Origin of the sequence: Desulfovibrio sp. (genome assembly GCF_034006445.1) — a bacterium.
Taxonomy (GTDB): Bacteria; Desulfobacterota; Desulfovibrionia; order Desulfovibrionales; family Desulfovibrionaceae; genus Desulfovibrio.
In genome coordinates, this window is the sequence record NZ_JAVESS010000001.1 from 505,442 (window position 1) to 524,745 (window position 19,304).

General features: G+C 55.9%; 17 protein-coding genes. 15 read left to right on the forward strand and 2 right to left on the reverse strand.

Annotation, left to right across the window (positions count from 1 at the left end; all coding sequences use genetic code 11):
* Window positions 1-331 precede the first annotated feature (331 nt).
* A complete protein-coding gene (gene folK, locus RBR41_RS02060) occupies window positions 332-841 on the forward strand; it encodes a 2-amino-4-hydroxy-6-hydroxymethyldihydropteridine diphosphokinase (RefSeq protein WP_320350608.1) in 510 nt (169 codons plus the stop codon).
* Between the two features lie 111 nt (window positions 842-952).
* On the forward strand, window positions 953-1,246 hold the full coding sequence (locus RBR41_RS02065) for a transcriptional regulator (protein WP_320350610.1): 294 nt from the start codon (window positions 953-955) through the stop codon (window positions 1,244-1,246).
* A gap of 386 nt (window positions 1,247-1,632) precedes the next feature.
* On the opposite strand, the gene RBR41_RS02070 is transcribed toward RBR41_RS02065, so the two are convergent.
* On the reverse strand, window positions 1,633-5,967 hold the full coding sequence (locus RBR41_RS02070; protein WP_320350611.1) for an acyl-CoA dehydratase activase-related protein: 4,335 nt from the start codon (window positions 5,965-5,967) through the stop codon (window positions 1,633-1,635).
* A gap of 228 nt (window positions 5,968-6,195) precedes the next feature.
* Window positions 6,196-7,524 carry a M23 family metallopeptidase gene (locus RBR41_RS02075; RefSeq protein ID WP_320350612.1) on the reverse strand — a complete coding sequence of 443 codons (1,329 nt, stop codon included), beginning with the start codon at window positions 7,522-7,524 and terminating at the stop codon, window positions 6,196-6,198.
* Window positions 7,525-7,750: 226 nt separating this feature from the next.
* On the opposite strand from RBR41_RS02075, the gene RBR41_RS02080 reads away from it, so the two are divergent.
* From RBR41_RS02080 to RBR41_RS02140, 13 genes are all read left to right on the forward strand, one after another.
* Entirely contained in the window at window positions 7,751-8,362 is a 612-nt protein-coding gene (locus RBR41_RS02080; RefSeq protein WP_320350614.1) for a protein-L-isoaspartate(D-aspartate) O-methyltransferase, read from the forward strand.
* A gap of 34 nt (window positions 8,363-8,396) precedes the next feature.
* Complete coding sequence (locus RBR41_RS02085) at window positions 8,397-9,311, forward strand: Mrp/NBP35 family ATP-binding protein (protein WP_320350615.1); 915 nt, start codon at window positions 8,397-8,399, stop codon at window positions 9,309-9,311.
* Window positions 9,312-9,556: 245 nt separating this feature from the next.
* Window positions 9,557-10,117 (forward strand): CDP-diacylglycerol--glycerol-3-phosphate 3-phosphatidyltransferase, encoded by a 561-nt coding sequence (gene pgsA, locus RBR41_RS02090; protein WP_320350617.1) that lies wholly within the window; start codon window positions 9,557-9,559, stop codon window positions 10,115-10,117.
* Window positions 10,114-10,368, forward strand: a complete 255-nt coding sequence (locus RBR41_RS02095) for a hypothetical protein (RefSeq protein ID WP_320350618.1) — start codon at window positions 10,114-10,116, stop codon at window positions 10,366-10,368. The genes pgsA and RBR41_RS02095 overlap by 4 nt, the downstream gene beginning before the upstream one ends.
* Window positions 10,368-10,670, forward strand: coding sequence for an FtsB family cell division protein (locus tag RBR41_RS02100; RefSeq protein ID WP_179981633.1), 303 nt, complete (start codon window positions 10,368-10,370; stop codon window positions 10,668-10,670). The genes RBR41_RS02095 and RBR41_RS02100 overlap by 1 nt, the downstream gene beginning before the upstream one ends.
* Before the next feature lie 3 nt (window positions 10,671-10,673).
* Window positions 10,674-11,795: a tetratricopeptide repeat protein gene (locus RBR41_RS02105; protein WP_320350621.1), complete on the forward strand. Its 1,122-nt coding sequence runs from the start codon at window positions 10,674-10,676 to the stop codon at window positions 11,793-11,795.
* Between the two features lie 134 nt (window positions 11,796-11,929).
* A complete protein-coding gene (locus RBR41_RS02110) occupies window positions 11,930-13,432 on the forward strand; it encodes a hypothetical protein (RefSeq protein WP_320350623.1) in 1,503 nt (500 codons plus the stop codon).
* A gap of 82 nt (window positions 13,433-13,514) precedes the next feature.
* Window positions 13,515-14,534, forward strand: a complete 1,020-nt coding sequence (fbp, locus tag RBR41_RS02115) for a class 1 fructose-bisphosphatase (protein WP_320350625.1) — start codon at window positions 13,515-13,517, stop codon at window positions 14,532-14,534.
* A 67-nt stretch (window positions 14,535-14,601) separates the two neighbouring features.
* Window positions 14,602-15,657 carry a tRNA (adenosine(37)-N6)-threonylcarbamoyltransferase complex transferase subunit TsaD gene (gene tsaD / locus RBR41_RS02120; RefSeq protein WP_320350627.1) on the forward strand — a complete coding sequence of 352 codons (1,056 nt, stop codon included), beginning with the start codon at window positions 14,602-14,604 and terminating at the stop codon, window positions 15,655-15,657.
* 175 nt (window positions 15,658-15,832) lie between these two features.
* Window positions 15,833-16,156: a thioredoxin gene (gene trxA, locus RBR41_RS02125; RefSeq protein ID WP_179981628.1), complete on the forward strand. Its 324-nt coding sequence runs from the start codon at window positions 15,833-15,835 to the stop codon at window positions 16,154-16,156.
* Complete coding sequence (gene trxB / locus RBR41_RS02130; RefSeq protein ID WP_320350628.1) at window positions 16,153-17,079, forward strand: thioredoxin-disulfide reductase; 927 nt, start codon at window positions 16,153-16,155, stop codon at window positions 17,077-17,079. The genes trxA and trxB overlap by 4 nt, the downstream gene beginning before the upstream one ends.
* Window positions 17,072-17,803, forward strand: coding sequence for an outer membrane protein assembly factor BamD (locus RBR41_RS02135; RefSeq protein WP_320350630.1), 732 nt, complete (start codon window positions 17,072-17,074; stop codon window positions 17,801-17,803). The genes trxB and RBR41_RS02135 overlap by 8 nt, the downstream gene beginning before the upstream one ends.
* A gap of 51 nt (window positions 17,804-17,854) precedes the next feature.
* The gene (locus RBR41_RS02140; protein WP_320350632.1) at window positions 17,855-19,303 is read left to right on the forward strand and encodes a cation diffusion facilitator family transporter; all 1,449 of its coding nucleotides are present in this window, start codon (window positions 17,855-17,857) and stop codon (window positions 19,301-19,303) included.
* Window position 19,304: the final 1 nt, after the last annotated feature.

Consider the following 19,304-nt stretch of genomic DNA (forward strand, 5'->3'; position numbering starts at 1 on the left):
TATGGCGCGTGCTGCCAGAGCAATGCATTTTTGCGGAAATCCAGTGGCAACGCTTACACACGCCAGCTACGGCGGGCGTCAGCCACCGTAGCCCCCGGAGTGTTTCAGGGCAAAAAGCTTTTGCGAAAGTTGTTGCCAAGTGCTCGTGCAGCCACTAGAACAGAGCACCATTGAAATATATACTCGCGCCGATGCCCACACACCCGCTTCGGGGCAGACGAGCGTGGGGCAGCGCGCCGGGCTTTCCGGCTGGCACCTGCTCATGCCGTCGACAGAACGGTGTTGTTGCGGACCTGCTCAATTCCAAACTGAAAAAAGGACAGCTTCAACCATGCGTGAAGAAATTCAGGCGTACGTGAGCCTGGGCTCCAACAGCACGGACGCGGAGCGCATGCTTCAACTGGCCCGCGAGGCCCTGGGCAATCTGCCCCATGTGCGCCTTGGCGCGGTATCACCCATATACACTACCGAACCCCAGGGGTTTGCCGATCAACCATGGTTTTTGAACCAGGTGGTTGAACTTTTTGTGGCGCCGAGCTGGCATCCTTGCGCATTTGTGGAGGCTTTGCTGCAAGTGGAGGCCAGTCTAGGCCGTGTACGCAACGCTGATCCTGCCCTGCGCTTCGGACCAAGAACCATTGATGCGGATTTATTGCTTTTTGGTCAACAGCGCAGCGACGATGCGCACTGTCTTGTGCCGCATCCCCGGCTAACCCAACGCGCATTTGCCCTGGTGCCTCTGCTGGACGTTGCCCCTGGCATCCATATTGACGGGATCTCTGCTGCGGACTGGCTTTCGCGCCTGAAATTTGAAAAGGATGGACAAAGAATTTCTCAGTGACGGCAAGAACTCTCTGTGGTAGGGTCTTCATCGGCTTGCAGGCAGGTTGCCCAGCCGCAAACTCCAGATTTTTTGGCCCGATGCCCTGCATGAGCCTAAGGAGCACGACAGATGTTGAAGTGGCTTATTTTGATATTGGCGGTCTACGCCCTGTATCGTCTTTTCGCCAATGATGTGCTGAAAAAGAAAAAAGAAAACAATGAAGAAAATGCGGCCGAAATGGAACGCAAGATAGCTGCCGGAGAAATGGTCAAGGACCCGGAATGCGGTACCTACGTTTCTGCCGAAGGCAATATTTCTGTGCGCGATGGTGAACTTGTCCACCATTTTTGCAGCTATGAATGCCGCGACAAATTTTTGCAACGTCTTGAAGAAGGCGGTCGCGAATTGCCCCCGCGCGAATAACCGTTCGGCGACACAAAAAACTATAACGGGTGGGAATGTGCCAGTACGGCCATATCCCACCCGTTTTTATTATGGAAACGCTGATTTTATTCTGTTTGGCGGTGTTGTTGGCGGCGTTGCTTTCTTTTTTTTGAAACCGTCGAGGACGGAAGAGTCCATTCCTGCTTCAAATAAAGATCGCGCCTTGCCAAACGAAACAACTGCGCGTTGCCAACAGGCTCTTTAATCAGTGCTTTCTTATATCGTGCCGTGGTCCGGCAACTAGAGCATTTAACACTTGAAATGCTCGCGTACGGCAGGCAAAAGCCCGCCTACTCGCATTTCGTGGCAAGGATTTTCAGAAAAATCCTTGCAGAGCATTTAACTCATTTCATTCGTAAACTGCTCTATCTTACGCCGCAAAGTTTTTTGGCAAAATCTGACTGATCCTGAAGGTCGCCCAGCCGTAAAAATCCCTGCTTGCGCGCCATGTCTCTGGCAATGGCCATAAACAGACGGATGCGGTTCAGTTGATTGGCCTCACTGCTGCCCGGATCATAGTCAATGGCCATGATGTTGGCCTGGGGGGCCGCCCGGCGCACTGTCTTGAACGCTCCACGGCCAACCACATGATTGGGCAGGCAGCCGAAAGGCTGAAGGCACAGAATGTCCTTTGCCCCGTGGTTGAGAAATTCCAGCATCTCTGCCGGCAAAAGCCAGCCCTCGCCAGCAGCGTTGCCCAGTGACAGCATGCTCTCGCCCATACGGGCCAGCGTGTCCAGATGGGCCACGGGCATGACCCTGTCCGCAAGGGGAGAGCCTGCCAGAGCCTCCCGCATGCTTTTGCGCAAATTTTCCACTTTTTTGATAGCCAGAGTGCTGCCCAGCGCACCCAGGGCGCTGCCGCCCTGGCGTTGCCAGTCGTAAATGGAATCCCTCAGGCAATACAGCATGAAGTTTGTAATATCGGGCAGCAGGGGTTCGCCTCCTTCCTGCCGGATGATATCCACAATATGCCGATTGGCGTCAGGATGGTAGGTAAGAAGAATTTCGCCGACCACGGCAACGCGCGGCCGGTGGTCCACATCGCAGCCGATCTGCTCAAAATCGCGCACAAGGCGTTCCATACTGCGACTGAAGGCCAGATCATCGCCATGCCGCACAATGGGGGTCAATGTGCGCAGCCAATGATCAATCCTTTCGGCTGTGTCTCCTGCACGGCGCTCATAGGTCTGCGTATGCAGCGAAAGACGTTGCAGCATGTCTCCGGCCAGCATGCCCAGCACCATTTTGTGCAGCATGGCGCGGCTGGGCCTGAAACCCGGATGACTGTCAACACCGGATGTGCTCATGGTGAGCACCGGAACCGATGCAAAACCGCACTCAAGCAGGGCCTTGCGCAATAGGGCCGGATAATTGCTGGCGCGGCATGGCCCGCAGGTCTGTGAGAGAAGGAGGGCTGTACGGTGGGGATCATGCTCGCCGCTTTGCAGCGCGTGCAGCAATTGGCCGATAGCCACAATGGCCGGATAGCAGGCATCATTGTTTACATAGGCCTGCCCCAGGCTGATGGCTTCGGAAGTTACCGTGGGCAGCAGTTTTACCATGTGTCCACTGCCCACAATACCTTCGGTGATCAAGGGAAAATGCAGCGGAGCCATTTGCGGGACAAGAATCAGGTGCGAGTGGGCGTCTTTTTTGGAAAAAACGGGCGCCGAGGGGGGCGGAATGAACGTCTGTACGCCCTTGCCGCGTCCTTCTGCCACGGCCAGTAGTGAGCGAATGCGGATACGGGCCGAAGCGAGCGCGTTGCCCTCATCCATCTTGATAAGGGTATACAGCTTGCCATGCTGGTGCAGCTGCTCGCGTATCTGGTCGGAAGTAATGGCGTCAAGGCCGCAGCCAAATGAGGTAAGCTGCACAAGCTCAACCCTGCATGTGCCGTGCTCTCCCTGAGCGGCCCATGACGCGGCCCGGTAGAGCCTGGCAGGGTATGTCCACTGGTTGCGGACGCGCAGCCCCGGCACGGGAATTTTGCGCAGCCAGTGGCGAGGCAGGGCGTCCTCGCTTATAACCGTAGCCCCGAGCGACGCGATAAAGTCCGGCAAACCGTGGTGCACCTGCGGGTCGGCATGATAGGGGCGGCCTGCCAGCACCACCAATGTTCCGCCCTGACGGCGTGTTGCGGCGTAGAGCTTTTCTGCTTCATCCCGCAGTTCGCGCAAATAATTTTCCTGCTCCTGCCGGGCCACGCGGACAGCGGCGCGCACTTCCCCCCTGGGCAGGTCCATTTCCTGACAGAGGTTACGCACCAGGGATCCCGTGTGGTTGAGATTCACAAAAGGCGCGTACATGAGGGCCTTGCCATTGACCAGTTCCGGCAGGTTTTCGCGTACCACCTGTGGATAACCGCAGGCCACAGGGCAGGAAAAAGCATCGCACATTTCTTCAAATTCTTTGGACTCACGGGGAATGCAGGGCATGAATATGCGCGAGATTCCTTTTTCAACAAGCGAAAGCACATGCCCATGGGCCAGCTTGGCAGGATAGCAGACGCTTTGCGAAGGCACGGAGGCCAGGCCCCGGGCAAAAAGCGCACGGCTGGTCGGCGGGGAAAGCTCGACCCTGAATCCAAGGCTGGTGAAAAGGGTGAACCAGAAAGGATAGTGCGAATATACGGTCAGCACCCTCGGTATGCCCAGAACTCCCCGTGGCGCGCGTTCAAGGGGCAGCGGTTCATAGCGGAAGAGCCGCTGACGCTTCCAGTCATAAAGATTTTGTCCGGCGGCCGTTTTTTTGCCAGTGGTATTGGCGAACTTGTCGCAGCGGTTGCCTGAAAAATGGCGCGTTCCGTGCGAAAAGCGCGTTTCGGTCAGCAGGCAGTTGTTCCCGCAGTCGCGGCAACGAAAACTGCGGCTGCGCATCTCAAAATTGCGAAGGCCCTCGGCTGTCAGGGGGGAGTAACGCACTTCATTGGCAGGGCAGGCCTCAAGCGCTGTCAGGGCAGCCCCATAGGCCCCCATAAGCCCTGAAGAGGCCGGCCGGTGTACGCTATGCCCCAGGGTGCGCTCCATGGCGCAAAGCAATGCGTCATTGAGGAATGAGCCTCCCTGCACCACCACATGCTGCCCCAGTTCATCGGTATCCTTGATGCGCAGCACCTTGTCCAAAGCGTTGCGAACAACAGAATAGCAGAGGCCAGCCGCAATATCGGCCGCTTTCATGCCTTCTTTCTGGGCTTGCGTGACCTTTGAGTTCATGAATACCGTACAGCGCGAGCCAAGGTCAGCCGGATGTTCGGCATACAGGGCAGCCTCGACAAATTCCTCCATACGCATGCCAAGCCCCAGGGCGAAGCTTTCAAGAAAAGCCCCGCAGCCTGCGGAACAGGCCTCGTTAAGGCTCACATCCGCGATAACGCCGTTTTCGGCCTTGAGGCACTTCATGTCCTGACCGCCGATGTCTATGACATAACTCACTTCAGGCACAATACGATGCGCGGCTTTGAAGTGCGCCAGCGTTTCCACTGTGACGCAGTCAAGCTTGAGCGCCGCCTCGGCAAGCTGCGCCCCATAGCCAGTGGCGGCCGTGCCTGCAAGCCAGGCCTGTGGAGGAATCTGCTCAAGCATGTCGGCAAGAGGCGGCAGAAGAACTTGCAGGGGGTTGCCCCCATTGGACACGTAACACGATGCCAGCATGCGCTGCTGCGCGTCTATGAGCGCGGCCTTGACCGTGGTGGACCCGAGGTCAAGCCCCAGATACAGGGGGCCGGTCGCCTTGTTCAGATCGCATCGGGGGAGGCGGTCGTCGGAGTGCCGTTTTCTGAAGATTTCATATTCGGCAGAATCACGAAAAAAGCGTGGCAGTGCCTTGGTCAGAGGAGGCAGGGCTTCGCAAGCCAGATTGCGGGCCTGACGGGCCAGTTCGTCCAGGCGAACCAGCGGGGTTTCGCCTTGCCTGTCCTTCATGCACAAAGCCGCACCGTGGGCGGCGGCACACTGGGCATGCGGCAGACAGGCAATTTCGTCATCTTCCAGATGCAGGGCCGCAATAAAAAGTTTTTTCAACTCCGGCAAAAAATGCAATGGCCCACCAAGAAAGGCCACTGTGCCTTCAATGGGGCGGCCACAAGCCAGGCCGCCAATGGTTTGTTCAACCACGGCCTGAAATATGGAGGCCGCGATGTCTTCCCGCGCTACCCCGCCATTCAGCAGGGGCACAATATCCGTTTTGGCGAACACGCCGCAACGTGAAGCAATGGGGTAAAGAGTGGTGTGCTGCGCGGCCAGTTCATTGAGTCCTTGCGCATCAGTGCTGAGCAGACGGGCCATCTGGTCGATAAAGGCCCCGGTTCCTCCGGCGCAGGATTCGTTCATGCGCAGTTCCACATCCTGCCCAAGGTACAGCAGCTTGGCGTCTTCGCCGCCGAGTTCGACAGCAACGGTGGTTTGTGGAGCCGCAGCCGATACGGCGCGGGCCGTGGCCAGCAGTTCCTGTTCAAAAGGTAAAGACAGGGCCTGGCCAAGATCCAGCGCGCCCGAACCGGTGATGGCGCAACGCACCGGCAAAAGAGGATATTTTTGTGCCAGTTCATCCAAAAGAGCGGATAACGTGGCGCGAACGGCGGTTCCATGACGACGGTACATGGTTTCAATAACCATACCCTCGGTATCAAGAAGCGCCAGCTTGACAGTGGTGGAGCCTATGTCCAGACCAAGAAATGCCGCAGGATGTGGAGACACAAATAAGTCCTCACATTTCTGTGTGTTTGTGGGAGAGACAAGATATCGCCTTTCATCAAAGAATGATTCCTGTTTAAAGGAAAAGCGAAATATTTTCCAGCTATAGATTCAGGATATACTGCAAGGGGCGACAAAGACAAGCCCCACGTTACAAAAAAAGAAGCGCCGCGCTCATTTTTCAATCATTGCTTGGCTGAAAAATGGGCGCGGCGCTCTGCTGGCTGTGGGTTATTGCTGAGCCATCGAGGCATCAAGTCTGTCGGTGATATTGTCGCGGATCCACTTGGCGTCGAGCCATTCCAGAGGCGTAACCTCAACCCCGCCCACCATCATTCCAAAGTGCAGGTGGTCGCCAAACGCAAGGCCTGTGGTGCCGGTATGGCCGAGGAGCTGCCCCTTTTGCACCACATCGCCAGCCCTTACTGTAAAATCATTGAGGTGGGAGTAGAGGGACATAAGCCCCAGACCATGATCAACCACCACAATATTGCCATAGATGCCGAGTTCGCCGCTAAAAATGACCCGTCCGCTGTTGGCGGCGGGCACTTCGGCGTTACGTATGGACGCAAGGTCAAAGCCAAGATGGTAGGACTCGCCAACCTGCTTGCCCTGATAACTGTAAAATCTGTGGTCGGCAAAACCCGCGCGCGGGGCGGAGCGGGGCATGCGTGTAAAAACGCTGCTCCACAGCATGGCCGAGGCAGAGTCTTTGCTTATGTTGCGCAAGTCCTCAACGTTGGCGGCCCGCACCTGATTATTGATATACATGTAGCATTCAAGAGGGTTGGCTGCATTGGGAGCCAGATGGCGCAACTTGCCCTCCACGCTCAGCAAAAAATTGTCGGTCAGTTCAAGACTGTCGCTTTTGAAAACCCGCTCAAAGGCCATGACCGTCAAACGGCTTTTGGTCACATTGCCCGCAAGGTCAGTGGCGGTGATTTCCACACTGTTTTTATAATCTTTGGCCGTCATAGTGTACGGATAGGGGAAAAAGCAGACGTAGCTGCCGTCTTTTTGCAGGTAGCCAGGAACAAGATAGCCGGCCACAAGGACGCCGCTGCTGGTCACCTCTTTATCGATGGTGTAGCGGACAACGGCAGCGCCCCCACGGCGCACATTGGGGGGCAGTGTTTTGACCGAAATGCGCGGGGGCTGGGTATCAAGGCGCATGGGAAGCTGCAGCGTGCGGGTATTGCCCTGGCCAAAGCCGGCAAGCGAGCCGTCAGTGGCGCGTATTTCGAGGTCAAAGGCGCCTTCACGAAGGTTGGCGTCCTTGAAGGACACTTCAACAGTACGTTCAGGCAGGTATTGATCAAAGTGTTTGTTAAAAATAACATTGAGCACGTTATTTTTTTTCACGCCGACAGTAACAGATCTGATTCCTGAAACATCCTGCATATTGATCTTAAGCACACTGACGGGGGACACTCTGCCTGTGCTGGGAGAAACTTCAATAATGGGACCTTCAAGGTCCTTGAAAAAAGTATAGCCGCCCACTCCTAGAACGACCAACACAAGAACTCCAAGCACAGTTGAAAACATACTTTTCTTTCGCATTGCAGGCTCCTCATTAAGCTCAGGGAAAAGCCTTGCATAAAGGCCGCCAATTTTCAAGGAAAAGTCTGGAACATTTATAAAGTCGCGCGGGGCCGTAGCGTGCATTGACTTGAGGGTAAAAATCTGTTTTCACTTCCGCAGTATGCAAAACAGCAGACATCCAGGCATAAGAGCGCCAGAGCGCGCGGCAGCCTCCCCGGTGGACCCCAAACGTCTGCGGAGGCGCATGGTGCGCGAGCAACTTGAAGCCAGAGGCATCACCGACGCGGAGGTCTTGGCCGCCATGGGCGCCGTCCCGCGACATCTTTTTGTGCAGGAGGCCCTGCGGGTCCAGGCTTATGAAGATACGCCCCTTCCCATAGGCTATGGACAAACCATCTCCCAGCCTTATGTTGTGGCTCTGATGAGCCAGCTTCTGGAACTACGCAGAGGCATGCGGGTACTGGAGATAGGCACGGGTTCCGGCTATCAGGCGGCCATACTGGCGACCATGGGCTGCACGGTTTTTACGGTGGAACGGCTGCGCGAACTGTATCAAAGCACCGCAAGCCTCTTGCGGCAGCTGGGGCTTCGCGGCATTCACATGCAGCGGCGAGACGGCACCCTCGGGATGCCTGAGGCTGCCCCGTTTGACCGGATTATTGTTACGGCAGGCGGGCCGGAAGTGCCGCGCCCCCTGACGGATCAGCTTGATGAAGGCGGCATTTTGCTTATTCCTGTGGGGCCGCGTCCTCGCGCGCAAAGGCTTATGCGCCTGCGCAAAGAACAGGGACGCATGGTAAGTGAAGATATGGGCCCCGCCATTTTTGTGGACCTGGTGGGCGACCACGGCTGGTAGCCATACAGGTGCCCGTCAAAAGTAAGGAGATATCATGGCTTCCTGTTCCTCCTGTTCCTCGTCTTCTTCCTGTCCCAGTTCAACGGGCAAGGGTGGCGATGGAAAGTGCATTGATCCTGCAGCCATGCAGGACAAGATTATAGCCGACAGGCTAGGGCACATCCGACACAAGATTTTTGTCATGAGCGGCAAGGGCGGGGTAGGCAAGAGCTCGGTTACCGTCAATACGGCCGCCGCTTTGGCCCGACGTGGGTTCAAGGTCGGCATCCTTGATGTGGACATGCACGGCCCGAGCGTTCCCAATCTTCTTGGCCTCACCAGCACGGTTGAAATGGATCCGGCTGGCGAGCTCATGCTGCCCGCAGCCTATAATGAAAATCTCGCCGTCATCTCAATGGACTCCCTGCTGCAGGACAAGGATCAGGCAATCCTGTGGCGTGGCCCCAAAAAGACGGCCGCCATACGCCAGTTCATTTCGGACGTTAAGTGGGGGGATCTCGACTTTCTGCTCATTGACTCGCCTCCAGGAACAGGCGACGAGCACATGACCGTCATGCAGTCCATCCCCGATGCGCTGTGTGTGGTGGTGACGACGCCCCAGGAAATTTCACTGGCCGATGTGCGCAAAGCCATCAATTTTCTGCAGTACACCAATTCAAACATACTGGGCGTAGTGGAAAATATGAGCGGCCTGATCTGCCCGCATTGCCATCAGGAAATAGACCTTTTCAAAAAGGGCGGCGGTGAAGAACTTGCCAAACGGTATGCGCTGAAGTTTCTGGGCGCGGTGCCTCTGGATCCCACTACCGTGGTGGCGGCCGATCGCGGCGTGCCTGTTGTGTATCTTGAAGCAGACAGCCCGGCCAAGACAGCATTTTTGCAGTTGGCCGACGCCATTGCCTCTGCCTGCGACACCAGCGTGGAAGCCCTGGCTTCCACGCATGCATAGCCATTGAGCCGCTGTCTGAAACACGCAGCGGCTGTCAGAAACTATGCAGGTTCTGTTTCTGCGTTCTTTGCAGGTTGTTTTGTACTGCTGATACGTGCGAAACCCCATTGAGCCTGTAGCGCCTAAAAAAATTAAACTCCCCTGCCGGCCTCAAGCGCCCAGGCAGGGGAGTTTTTTCTTCTTTTCTCCTGTTTGCTTTTATGTTATTTGGACAAAAAATCTCGGGGAGCGTCAAAAAGAACTACATGCTTAATCTTGCTAATAAAATTACGCTATTACGTATTCTTATGACCCCTCTGGTAGTTTTACTGCTGTATTTTGAGGGACCGGTTACCTGTAAACTCGCTGCCTTGGCCTTTATTTTCGCTTCGCTGACCGACTGGGCCGATGGCTACGTTGCCCGCCGTTCCAACATGGTCACAAGCATGGGCAAATTTCTTGATCCCTTGGCAGATAAAGTACTTATCTGTTCCGTTCTTATCATGTTTGTAAAACTTGGCTGGGCCCCGGCCTGGGTTGTCATCATTATGGTCTGCCGTGAACTGGTGGTCACCGGCCTGCGCACCATAGCCATTGATGAAGGAATAGTGCTTGCCGCTGACAAGTTCGGCAAAGCCAAAACCATTCTGCAAATTTTTGCCATCGTGCCGCTCATTCTGCATTATCCGCTATGGGGGATGGATCTCAGCCCCATTGGCGAGTGGCTTTTGTATGCAGCGCTGGCACTGGCCCTCATCTCAGGCTCCAATTACTGCTATGATTTTTACCGCCGCACACAGGCGCGTAAGGATTCCGACAAAGTATGAGTACGTTGCAGATACGCCTCAAAAACTGCATCCAGACCATTCTGGAACTGGAGCCCGACATGCGAGCCGGGGTCTGGGGGCGTTACTTTGATATGGAACTCAATTCGCTAAAGGATTACCTTGCACAGGTGGATCAGATGAAACTTGCCGAAGAGGACGTGCAGCGCCTTGAAAACGCCACGGCTACCTTTTTGGCTGAACTCAAGCTTTCCCGCAAAGGAAAGCCCCAAAACAAACGGCTGTTGCAGTAATGTTCTGGCGTTCCTTTATTCTTGTAGTGCTTGGCCTCATAAGCATCGTGCTTTTCAGCCGTACGGTATGGGGGCCTACGGGTCTGCTTGAATATCGTGAACTCAAAAAACAATATGCCGATCTGGAAAAACAGATAGCTGACCTGGATAAGGAAAACATGGCTCTAAGCCGTGAAATCCGCCTCCTGCAGTCTGACAACCAATATGTGGAAAAAGTGATCCGGCAGCGCCTGCACTATGTGCGAGACAATGAGGTGCTCTACCTCTTCGACGCATCGGCCAAACCCCATCGGGAGCCGTAATATATGACGGAAAAAATTCAATGGTATAAAGAAGTTCTGGAGCTTGAGCCCAACTCGAAGGTTTTTTTTCCTCTGGCGCGACTGCTGGTGGAAGAAGGGCACTTAGATGAGGCTGTGGCCGTTTTGGAGCAGGGCCTGGCACGCCATGACGAGTTTCTTGAAGCGAGACTCTTTCTGATCGAACTGCTTTATAAAACGGGCCAGCAAAACTCTTGCGAGGCCCAGGTTGAGAAACTCAGCCGTATGTTCACGGCCTATTCAGGGTTCTGGCAGGCATGGGCCGCCTCCACCCTGACCTCAGGCCAATCCCCGGACACAGCTGCCGTCATGCGGTTTCTAGCCCTCAATTTTGCCAAAGGCCCTGTGTCGTTGCGTGAAGTGCTGGATCAGGGCGTCAACAGTCTGCTCGGGCACAGCGCGGCGGGGCCTGACACACGCGGCCCCACAATGGGGGAACCCAAGAAACTTCAAGCTCCACTTGAAGATTCTGCCCGTAGCCATACGCCCCCTCAATCGCAGGACGATGCCGATGCCATCTCTGCCGCGCGGCGGTCGTACGAGCATCCTGCGCACGAGCTTCTGGCGCACGAAGACCCCGGCACTGACCCTGTGGCAGCCGACCACCTTGTCCATGAAAAACTGGATACGTTTGATCCTGATGACGTCGAGGATGGCGCGTCGCTGGAAGCGCCCCTGCATTCCATAACGGCACGCTTGTCCAGCGATGACGCTGGGGGGGCTGCCTTGCAGAGTCCTCTTGACCGTACTGCAGAGCCGATCGTGGAAAACGCAACAGGCGGCACCGTGCAATCCGGTGAAGAAGCTGACGACAGTGAGGAGCGTTTTTCGCTGCGGACGCGTTCAATGGCCGAAGTGCTGGCAGAACAGGGAGACATCAAGGGAGCGCTGGATATTTATCATGAGTTGGCCGCTGCGGCCACCGCGCCGGAAGAAAGTGCTGATCTGCGGCAGCGTATAGCCACGCTGAACGCGCGTCTGGGCAGCGCGCCGCCTGCGGAACAAACGCAGGAGCCCGCCGAGGCAGGGGGATCTACCGGCAAGGATAAACTCATTAGTATGCTCGAAGCCTTGGCCGAACGGGTCGAGGCCAGGGCGCACAGCTAAACCATTATCAAGGCCGATTTCGCATTATATGCAGCCAGAGGCAAAGCGGCTGATCTTTGTCTGGTGGTTTTTACCATTCGCGCAGAACAGATGACGATTGCGTGCGGACTGTTCTAAAGCTGAGGGAGAATACGGTGTTCAAATCATATCTGCGGACCATACTCATGCTGGTTACCGCTGCATTTCTGGTTACAGGATGCAGTTCGTACCAGCCAACCAAAAATGCCTGGAAGTCTACCAAGGGCTTCTGGAACACCTATGTCAGCCCGCCAGCCTCGGTGGACTATGACGAAAAAGGCGAACTTTCACCGCAAGCTCTGGCTCTGACCCACAGCATGATGGGGGTTGACGTGGAACTGAGCCGCCTTGAACGCGTCATGCTCAATGCCGACAAGCCCCCGACTCGTGACTGGATCGCTGCATTTTTCAGCAATTTTCCCTGGGTCAGCGGTTTTGCCGGCGTAAAGTACGACGGCACCATCCTTGGGCAGGAACCTGCAAACCCCATGAAGCAGCTGGATTTCATTCCCTTGCTGTACGAAGACAAAAAGCAGAGCACCCGTGCTCTTCGTGCCGATGTTCAGCCCTCGCCGCTGGGGCCGGAGATTTTGCTTGCCGCTCCCCTGTATGACGGCGTCGACTTTCTTGGCGTGGTCGCTACCTACTTTGATATGCGTGCCCTCATGCAGTATTCCAGCAGTTCGCAAAATGTGGTCATCCTTTCCCCCAACGCGCTGTTGTGGCCAGGAAAGTATGACTTTGCCGCCACGCCCCTGGCTGGTGTGAACTGGGATGAGGTTGTCACAAAAAGCTCTTCCGGCACGTGCACCAACGTAAACGGCACGTTCTATTACATGGTGCGCTATCTTGGCAATTTGCCTCTGATTTTCGCTGTGGCTGAAAAGGGCACTTTCCCTGAAGGCAACGGCGGTGTGGAGCAGGGCCTGGCCTTCTTCCCCAAGGAGCGCCCCAAACTTCCTCCGCCGCCGCAGCCTGAGCGCAAAAGCAAAAAACTGGGCCCCGACGCCGTCGCCATGCCCACACCCGGGGATGCCGTCAACGCTTCTGGGCAGCCGTCTGCACAGACTGCGGGCGGGCCTTCCCACGACATCCAGCCTGGCAGCGGCGACAGTGTTTTGCTCAAAAACAAAAGATCTGAAAAAGCCAAAGTTCAGGAACGCCAGCTTGAAGGCGAGAATGTCCCCGTGGAAAGGGCTCAAAGGCCCAAGGCCATGCCGCAAGCCAGACCTGGCGGACTTGGGGGTCCGGAAGCGGATATGCCCAGAGTCGTCGCGCCAAGCCCCTTTGGCCCGCGTGAAGAACAGCCTCGCGTTGTCGCACCAAGCCCCTTTGGCCCGCGTGACACTGGCGAATCCAAGGATAAGGCCGCTGACGTGAAGCCTGAAGCTTCACCCTCCGGTTCCACTGAGGGCCAGCCTGCCGCGGCGACTGACAAGCCGGAAGCGCCGACTGAAAAAGCCGCGCCTCAAAAGCAGGAGTCGTCTGCACCCGCAGAAAGTACGGCCCCGGCCGACACCGCCAAAAGTTCGGCCAAGCCTGACGAGTCACCGAGCGGCGCAGCCGCGCCGGATGTTTTGCCGGGCGGGCGTCCAAGTCCCTTTGGGCCTCGGAACTGACGCATATCAATACAAACTTGCGCCGCCCCGGGGCGGCGCAAGTTTTATGTCTACAGAACTATTCTCTGTTGCAGGAGGCCATATGGCTGACATCACGGTCACGGAACATCTGCTGCTGCACCAAAAGCGCACTCCACAGGCCACCGGACAATTTACCGGATTGCTGTACGATCTCATTCTTTCGGGAAAAAGCATCTCCCGCCGTATCAACAAAGCAGGGCTCCTGGATATTCTCGGCGGCACGGGAGAAGTTAACGTGCAGGGCGAGAACGTGCAAAAGCTGGACACCATCGCCAACCGCATCTTGCTGTACCGCATGGAACGCTGTGGCGCATTGTGCGCCATGAGTTCAGAGGAAGAGGCTGAGCTTATCCGCGTCAGCCCTGAATTCCCGCGAGGCGATTACATTCTCATCTTTGACCCCCTTGATGGTTCCTCCAATATTGACGTGAATATCAATGTGGGCACCATCTTTTCCATTTTGCGGCGTCCGGAAGGACATTCGGGCGAAGTGACCCTGGATGAAGTGCTGCAGCCGGGCCTCAAGCAGGTGGCTGCGGGGTATATACTCTATGGCCCCTCCACCATGCTGGTGCTCAGCACGGGGCAGGGCGTACACGGATTTACGCTTGACCCGGGCGTGGGCGAATTTCTGCTTTCGCACCCCAATATGTGCATCCCCAAACAGGGCTCCATCTATTCCGTCAACGAGGGCAACTGGAAGAACTGGGACGCGCCCGCGCGTGAAGCCGTCAACTGGTTCCACGGGTGTGAGACTTCGGACGGCACACCGTATTCATCACGCTATGTGGGTGCGCTTGTCGCAGATTTTCACCGAACCCTCATCAATGGCGGTATTTACATGTATCCGCCAAACATTCATAAGCCCAACGGCAAGTTGCGCCTTATGTGTGAAGCCGCCCCTCTGGCTTTCCTTGCGGAACAGGCCGGAGGCAAAGCCAGTGACGGCAGGGGGCGCATCCTTGAAAGGGTGCCTGACCGACTGCACGCGCGCACGCCCCTGTTCATAGGCTCTGCCAAGGATGTGGAGGCTGTGGAGAATATTTATGCCCGGCACGCCAGCCAGGCTGCTTTCCAGTAAGTGGTTGTGACGCCGGAGCCGCGCCTGCCGCGGCTCCGGTTTTTATTTGTAAAAGCGAGATCATATAATGCTTTGCCTTGGAGTTGAAAGCTCCTGTGATGAAACCGCATTGGCCCTGGTGGAAGACGGGCGGCTGCTGCATTCCGTTTTGGCCACCCAGGCTGACATGCATGCCCTGTTTGGCGGCGTGGTGCCCGAATTGGCCTCGCGAGAACACTATCGCTACATTGGTTCCCTGTTTGATGCCCTGATGCGCCGGAGTGGAAAAAGGCCTTCAGATATTGATCTGGTGGCCGTGGCACGTGGGCCTGGACTGCTCGGCAGCCTGCTGGTGGGCGTGGCCTTTGCCAAGGGTCTTGCCCTCGGTCTGGGGGTGCGCCTGCTTGGCGTCAATCACCTTCATGCCCACCTGCTTGCGGTCGGGCTGGAGCACCCGCTGGATTTCCCAGCCCTGGGGCTGCTAGTTTCTGGCGGCCATACCCATCTTTATCGCATGGAAGCACCCTGGAAGTGCGTCACTCTTGGGCGGACGCTGGATGACGCTGCTGGCGAGGCTTTTGACAAGGTGGGCAAAGTGCTTGGCCTGGCATATCCTGGCGGGCGGCTCATGGACGCACTGGCGTGCGAAGGTACAGCGGGCGGCGTGGTTTTTCCGCGTCCCTACCTTGATAACGACAACCTGGACTTCAGTTTCAGCGGCCTGAAAACGGCAGCCAGCAGCTACATCCAGCAGACGCTTCAACCCGCCACATGGCCACGCCCCCTCTGTTCGGTGGACGAAGCCCCCCAGGCGCTGAAAGACTGCTGCGCCGCCTTTAACGCGGCAGTTGTGGATACGCTCTGCGTAAAAACAAAAAGAGCTCTGGACAGAAACCCGCAACTGAACACTGTGGTTCTGGCAGGCGGTGTGGCCTGTAACTCGTTGTTGCGCCAACGCATTGCAGATCTGATGGAAAGCAGGGGGGGCAGGGCGCTCTTTCCCAGTCCACACCTTTGCACCGATAACGCGGCCATGATCGCCTACGCTGGATGGTTGATTGGAAAAGAAGGATATTTTCACACCTTACAGATGGAAACCATCCCGCGCGGGCGCATCGTCCCGGATGATATGCTGCGCAGCTGAAAGTCCGCCAACGACCCGTCAGAAATATGAGATTGTCTTGACAGTCAGGTCGTTGGAAACTACTCTTAGTCAATACAAAGGTCTCGGAATTTTTACCCCGAACCCTAGTTTTCCGCTCCTGCACGCTGCCCTGCAGCATGGGGGGGCGACACATAGCAACTTAAGGAGTATGGTAATGGCTGAACAGGTCACTGATGCCACCTTTGAAAGTGTTGTCCTCAAGTCCGATCTGCCGGTTCTGCTTGACTTCTGGGCACCCTGGTGCGGCCCCTGCCGTGCGGTTGGCCCCATTATTGATGAGCTTTCCACCGAATATGCTGGCAAGGTGCGCATCGTTAAGATGAATGTGGACGAAAATCCCGCCACCCCCACAAAGTTCGGCATACGGGCTATCCCCACACTGGTGCTTTTTAAGAATGGCGAAACCATCGAACAGATCACTGGCGCTGTAACCAAGGCCGCCATGAAAGACCTGCTCGACAATAAGGCCCTGGCATGAAATCGTATGATGCCGTTGTGATCGGCGGCGGTCCTGCCGGCGTTACCGCTGCCATGTATCTGGCGCGGTCCGGCTGCAGCGTTCTCTTGCCTGAGCGGCTGACCTCCGGTGGTCAACTGCTGCAGACGGAGGCACTGGAGAACTATCCGGGCTTTCCCAAAGGCATCAAAGGCTACGAGCTTGCCGATCTTTTTACGGAACATCTTGAAGGTTTGACGGTAGACCGACCCGCCATAATGGTTGAATCCATTTCCGGTTCGGCGGGTCAGTTTGCCGTGCATACTGCTGAAGAAGACTACTTGTGCAAAGTGGTGCTCGTGTGTTCTGGTGCCAAACACCGCCAACTTGGCCTGGAAGGCGAAGACAGGCTGCGTGGGCGCGGCGTTTCGTACTGCGCCCTTTGTGACGGCAACTTCTTTCGCAACCAGACAGTAGCTGTGGTTGGCGGCGGTAATGCGGCAATGGAAGAAAGCCTGTATCTTACAAAGATAGTGAGTAAACTTCACCTCATTCACAGGCGTGACAGTTTCCGCGGGCTCAAGGTTTATCAGGACAGGCTTGAGAGCATGCCCGACAAGGTAGACCTTTTACGCAGTTCCATCATTACCCAGTTGCACGGCGAGGATCATCTGACTGGCCTGACCGTTAAAAATCTTCAGACTGGCCAGGAAAAACAGCTAGCAGTTGACGGACTTTTTATTTATGTAGGCTTTGCGCCTGTGACAAACTTTTTGCCGCAAGGCATTGAACTTGATGCACAGGGCTTTATTGTGACTGATACGGAAATGCGCACCAATATCCCCGGCATCTTTGCCGCTGGCGACATTCGCTCCAAGCTTTGCCGCCAGGTCATCACTGCCGCCGGCGATGGCGCAACCGCCGCACAAGCGGCATTTGTCTTCCTGGAACAGCTCCATGCATAAAAAACTGCTACGCTCCATTTTGCTTGCCATGAGCATGCTCATGGTTTCCGGTTGCGGCATCATTGATATGATCTATCTTCCGCCAGCCGAAGACACCGCGCAAGAAATCTTTGAAGCCGCCAACGACGCCATGAGTGAAAAAAACTATGTGCGTGCCGTGGAGCTGTACAACAAACTGCGCGATTCGTATCCATTCAGTCCTTATACCATTGATGCAGAGCTGTCATTGGGCGACGCCTATTTCCTCGATGAGGAATACGAGCTGGCCGCTGAAAGCTACAAGGATTTTGAATCCCTGCATCCAAGGCATGAGGCCATACCCTATGTGCTGTATCAGACGGGCATGTCCCTGATGAAGCAGTTCCGCTCCGTTGACAGGGCGACCACCGAGCTTCAGGAAGCCTACGATTACTTCAACAGGCTGCGTCAGATGTATCCTGATTCTCCGTACGCCAAGGGCGCAGAAGAACACATGCTTACCTGCCGCAAGCTTATGGCGGAGCATGAACTCTACATCGCCGATGTCTTCTGGCACATGAAAAAGTACGGCCCTGCCTGGCACCGCTACGAATTCATTATAAAGGATTTCCCGGACGTGCCCGAAGTGGCTGAACATGCCAAAGAAAAAAGCCTGGCAGCCTACCACAACTATAAAGAAGAGCAGGCTGTAGAAACGCGGCAAAAGCGTCAAGGCTCTTGGCGAGAATGGTTTAAGTGGTTGTAACCAAATAAAATAAAGCCCCTTCGGGGGCTTTTTTTTACCAGTGGAGTCATCATGGCCGTGCCCATGGAAGCCAGTACTGAAAAAAATCGCGCAGCGCTTGTATCATTGTGGGCCGCCTTTGCCCTTACTTCCGTCAAGCTTATTGTTGGTCTGCACACCAACAGCCTCGGTATTTTGTCCGAAGCATTGCACAGCGGGCTGGATCTTCTGGCAGCGGCCATGACCCTGGCGGCGGTACGCATAGCCTCCAAACCGGCCGACGCGCGTCACCCCTATGGGCATGGCAAAATAGAAAATCTTTCTGCCCTTGCCGAAACACTGCTTTTATTCCTGACCTGCTTCTGGGTCGTGTACGAGGGCGTGCAACGCCTGATGGCAGGTGAAAGCCCTGTGACGCCATCGTTATGGGGTGTTGGCGTTATGGCGCTTTCCATCATCATTGATGTGAACAGGGTGCGCATACTGCGCCGGGTGGCCCAAAAGTATAAAAGTCAGGCGCTTGAAGCAGACGCCCTGCATTTTTCTACAGATATATTATCTTCGGCAGTGGTGCTGGTGGGGGTGCTCGCGGTATGGGTGGCCTCTGCGCTCAGCCTGCCTGCCCCGCTGCACAAGATTTTGGTACAGGCCGACACTGTGGCCGCACTGCTGGTGGCGGTGATAATTTTTCGCGCCAGTGTCCGCATGGCCATGCAGGCTGTCGACACGTTGATGGACTCAGGCTCCACACGCGAGCAGCAGGCTGTCATTGCGGCTGTAAACAGGGTAAAGGGCATCACCGATGTCCGTGATGTGCGCCTGCGCTCCAGTGGGCCCACCAGCTTTGTGGACCTCACTGTCGGCGTGGAGCCGGGCATAAAGGTCAGTGAAGGGCACCGTCTGGCACACGAAGCGGAGCAGGCCGTGGAGCTGGTGCTGGAAGGGGCGGACGTGACCGTCCATGTGGAGCCGCACAGCGCCGATGCAGACAAACACTGCGATCCCTTTGCACAGGTGCAGTTTACAGCCTGGAATCATGGCCTTTCCGTGCATAACGTGCACATTCTCCGCTTGTCTGAGATATGCCATATTGATCTGCACGTGGAGCTTCCCGGCGACATGCCTTTTGTTCAGGCCTACGACAGGGTCAAGGATTTTGAAAAAGCTTTGCATGCCGCCATGCCGCGCATGGAAGTGGTGAGCCACCTGGAACCGGAAGGAGCCGCCTGCGCACTGGCGTACGGAGCCTCTGTGTCTTTGTCATACGCGGAAATGGCCTGGCGTGAGATTGAAATCGCCATTGCCAAGGAGCCGCTGGTCACAACTCCGCACAAATTTTCTGTCTACGAAGTGCCGGAACAGGGGATCTGCATCTCCTTTCATTGCGATATAGCCCCGGCATTAAATGTAGAAGAGGCGCATACAGTGTGTATGCGCCTGGAAAAACAATTACGGCTGAGCATTCCGCAATTGGGACGTATCATCATTCATATGGAACCGGGCGCAAAAGCGGCGGAGTAGA